The sequence below is a fragment of the Candidatus Omnitrophota bacterium genome (assembly GCA_028717245.1).
Lineage (GTDB): Bacteria > Omnitrophota > Gorgyraeia > Gygaellales > Profunditerraquicolaceae > JAGUYA01.
Window position 1 is genome coordinate 140,619 of the sequence record JAQUOD010000002.1, and the last position, 4,649, is coordinate 145,267.

Here is a 4,649-nt window from a genome sequence, read left to right on the forward strand (position 1 = left end):
TAAATAAACCGCAAGCTGTTATTATCTTTGACTTCTTCCGCCACGAAATCCTCGGCCATATTGCCAAGAATACAGAAGATGAAGGGCTCGCCTGCCAGCCGAGTGAGATTTATTTTAGTACCCATCCGGATGAGCTCTCAAGATTTTTAGAGGTAAGGGGTATAAGGCTTGAAGAAGATTACCTGGCGGTATTATCTGAATTACATAAGTTACATTTCAGCGATTTTGATACCCAACTTTTTACTGTAGAAGGAAAGCATTATCAGGCGCACGAGAAACTCGGCGCGCATGTCGTTAAGACAGGAGACTGCGCCATAGGTACTTATTTTGCGGTATGGGCTCCTAATGCCCTGGAAGTTTCAGTGATAGGTGATTTTAATAAATGGAACCCAACATCAAATTATATGTACCGGGTGAATTCAAACGGTATATGGGCGCTGTTTATCCCGGGGGTCAAAGAAGGCGATCTCTATAAGTTTTCCGTCAAAGGGTGTGACGAGGTAATCCGTAAAAAGATTGACCCTTATGCGTTCTTTAATCAGTTTCCTACTAATGAACATCAACTTAGTAATGCATCGATTGTCGGGAGTTTGGGTTATTCTTGGAAGGATGATGCCTGGGTTAATGAGCGTTTATCTAATCAGGGGCCTGATAAGCCCATTTCCATTTATGAAGTCCATCTGGGTTCCTGGCAGCGCAAAAAAGAAGATAATAGTTGGTTGACTTATAGAGAGTTAGCAGAAAAGCTCGCAGAATATGTTAAGGATATGGGATTTACTCATGTAGAGCTTCTCCCTGTCAGCGAACATCTCTTTTACGGTTCATGGGGATACCAGACAAGCGGCTGCTTTGCTCCCAGTTCACGTTACGGCACGCCCCAGGATTTTATGTACCTGGTTGATTATCTCCATCAGAAGGGGATAGGCGTCATTATTGACTGGGTGCCGGCGCACTTTCCCAAAGATGAAGCTGGACTTGTAGCATTCGATGGCACAGAATTATATTCTCATAAAAATCCTTTAGAAGGGGAACATCCTGATTGGGGTACGCGGATATTTAATTATGGGCGTGCCGAGGTAAAGAGCTTCCTTATCAGCAATGCTCTTTTCTGGCTTAAAGAATACCATATTGACGGGTTACGGGTAGACGCGGTGGCATCAATGTTGTACCGCGATTATGGACGTAAAGAAGGAGAGTGGATTCCTAATAAAGATGGCGGGAGAGAGAATTTTGAGGTAGTAGCGTTCTTGAAAGAGCTCAACGAAGTAACCCATAGAGAGTGTCCGGCTATCCTGACCATTGCTGAAGAATCTACTGACTGGCAGGGAGTTTCGCGTCCCACAGATGGGGGAGGTTTAGGGTTTTCTCTGAAATGGGCAATGGGATGGATGCATGATACGTTAGAATATTTTAGACACGACCCTATACATAGACAGTACCATCAAAAAGAATTGACTTTTTATCCTTGGTATGCTTTTTCTGAGAATTTTACTTTAGTTTTATCTCACGATGAGGTAGTGCATGGTAAAGGCTCATTAATAGAAAAGATGCCCGGAGATTACTGGCAGAAATTTGCCAATTTGAGATTGCTCTTAGGCTTGATGTTTGCTATGCCCGGGAAAAAACTTTTATTTATGGGGGATGAGATTGGGCAACATAGAGAGTGGAACCATGACGGAAGCGTTGATTGGTATGTTCTCGATAAAAAAGACGAACATTCAAATATGCATAGAGGCGTACAGAATCTCGTAAAAGCCTTGAACCAATTATATCAAAGCGAACCGGCGCTTCACCAGCGTGATTTTGAATCTTCCGGTTTTGAATGGATTGATTTTAAGGATGCCAAACAAAGCGTAATCAGTTTTATCCGTAGAGGCAACAACCCTGACGAATCTGTTGTGGTAGTTTTCAATATGACTCCCGAGCCGCGATATAATTACCATATCGGCGTTCCTTGCGGAGGAGTTTGGCGCGAAGTTCTTAACAGCGATGCTAACGAGTATGGCGGTAGCGGTATGGGTAATCATGGGGTAGTAGATGCCACAAGTGAGCCGATGCACAATCGCCCCTATTCTTTAAATCTTACCTTGCCGCCCTTGGGAATGCTTATATTAAAAGTTAATAACCAAGCCTCCTCCGCCACTACAAAAGTACAGGAGGATTCAAGAACTCCCCAGGATAGATTTAGAGAATTTTTAGGGACCAAACCAGAAGAATTTAATCTATGCGAGGCCTTAAAGCGATTTGGATTGAGTTTGGAAGAAGGAGTTGGTATTTTACAAAAGGTAAAATATGATTTTGGCGAGTATCTTGAAGTTTTGGACGAGAACGGAAAGTCAACCGGAAGAATGAAACAGAGAGGCGCCATCCATGAGCAAGGCGATTGGCACAGGACAGCGCATATAATTATTATAAATAAGAAGGGTGAGGTTTTGCTTGGAGTTAGAGGCAAAAAAGCGCATAGTTCCCAGGGCAAGATTGATATATCCTGCGCCGGCCACGTTGCCATAGAAGACGGCAGGGATACTGCTTTTGAAGAAATCAAAGGCGAATTAGTGATAGATAAAAATGAATTGTCCGAATTATCTGTTATCGGGCAGGAGAACGGATTCAAGAAGATAGGCGCTCTGCAACAGGAAGAAAAGATTGATGCCTGCGGGGTTTATTATTACCGGACAGCCGGGATAAATAAAGAATTTTCTACTCTTTATGTTGCCATAACAGATCTAACTGCCGATGAGATTAACGCGAGATTACGCAAGCAAGGGGAAAATCGCGCGGTCGAAACAGTTTACTATGCCAATATAGAAAAAGAAGTTAAAGATCCAAACAAAGACTACAGTATCTATAGCAGCACTTTTAAGCAATATTTCTTAAATAGGGCAATATTGGATAAGATAATTGTTTTCACTAACGACGGCTCAGCGGACACCGCCTTAGAACAAGCTAAACATAAGGCGTGGGGAATATATATTGAAATAAGAAAGCAAAATAAAGTTACATTCAAAGATGGCCGTGAATTCGAGGCTTTCGCCCATCAGATAGCCAATGAGGTGGGTGTAGAATTTGGATTAGATGCGAATCAGATAATAAAAGTTGCCCTTTTCTTAACTACTGCTTTCTTCCCGGGATGGGGCGGCCTGCCGGCACCAATGCCTAATCCATCATATAAGAGCTTAGGATCCCTTGATTATAAGAAGCTTGTAGAACAGGCCTTAGGCGCCGGCACGTCACTAGAAACATTCGAAGGTATTATGGCAATTCTAGAAAAGTTTGGAGATAGAATGATACGGGCTTATATTTTAACATACGCCAAATCCAAGTTGTCTAATAATGGAAGGCTCGTTGTCCAGATAAGGGCGGAGGAAATTATACGTGCCATGGAAGCGCCTCATAAAAATAATAACAATGGCTATTATAATAGGAGAAAGAGAGAAGAAGAACGGCAAAGAAAAATACCTGATGTTATCGATAAAAAGGGTCTTCTTAGCAGAATGGTTGGCCGGTTGAAGAAAGCAAGCCCCGAAGAAACAGCGCAGATAAAGAAAAAATTAATTGAAGCCAGCAAAGATGATGCGGATGCGGTTATCGGTCCTGTTGTCGGCGCCTTTGTTGATCCTGAAATAAAATGTGCCGAAGAAATCCTCTTTGGTATCCTGGATACAACCAAAGACCCGGCTAAAGTTTTCAATCGTGTTGTCCGCGCCTTGCATGAACGCAAAACAGATTCGGGTAAAACCCTATACCTCTGGCAGGGGCAGTGGTATGAGCCTACTCCGGAGGAAGCATTACAGCGGATAAGGCGCTTAGAAGAGTTTATTCGAAAAGCTGGTAAGCAGCATCCGGTAGAGGCCGGCAATGCGCTTGTCGGCGCATTGGCTGATTCTGACCCGCAGGCAGTGCTTTCAGCAGAAGAACTTCTTTTGGGTATAACAGAAGTATTCCCGGGAACAACTGACAGGCAGCGTATCGTTATTTTTCTTCACTCTGTTAGAGTAGCTTTGGCAATAAGAATATTTACGAAGATAGCTAAAGAAAAGCCGTCGGAAGTTAAAGACGTACTGACCAGAATTTTCGAGGATAGGCATAATTCAATAAAGGCCAGAAACAGCGCCTTTGAAATCTTAAAGGCATTGAATGAAACGTCCATTCCGGCTGGCGCGATGAATGGTGGAATAGGGCAACAGCCGGTTGGCGCAAGCAACCCTACTCCCTTCTCCCGCCCTGTCTCTAAGGAAGCCCAGGAGCAGGCAGAGAAACTCTATGGCAAGAACTGGACATCTAAAGCGTTTACCCTTGATGACCTCCGGAATAATATTCTTGTCCAGGGGCTGACTAAAGATAATGCAGAAGGATTAATAAAGCAGATAAATGAAGTATCAGAAAACATCACTAAGACAGGCCCTCCGGAAGATTTAGCTAAAACCAAGGAAGCCTTAACGCAAATAAGGTTCTATCTCTCCAATGACACGGAAAAACTTGAGAAATACCCTGGAACAGATCTTCCTAATGTTGCCTCTTCCATAATTGATTCAAAAGAGGTTTATCTACACGTTATAGGTTACTGGCAACAGCCCGACCAGCAAACAATTCTCCACCACGAAATCAAAAGCCACATCGCTGACAATGAGGCGGATGAAACTAAGGCG

Annotated in this window: 1 pseudogene; it reads left to right on the forward strand. The window is 43.3% G+C overall.

The features are described 5' to 3' along the window. Window positions 1-182 precede the first annotated feature (182 nt). Window positions 183-2,117 (forward strand): annotated as a pseudogene (glgB, locus tag PHV44_02105) (1,4-alpha-glucan branching protein GlgB). Window positions 2,118-4,649: the final 2,532 nt, after the last annotated feature.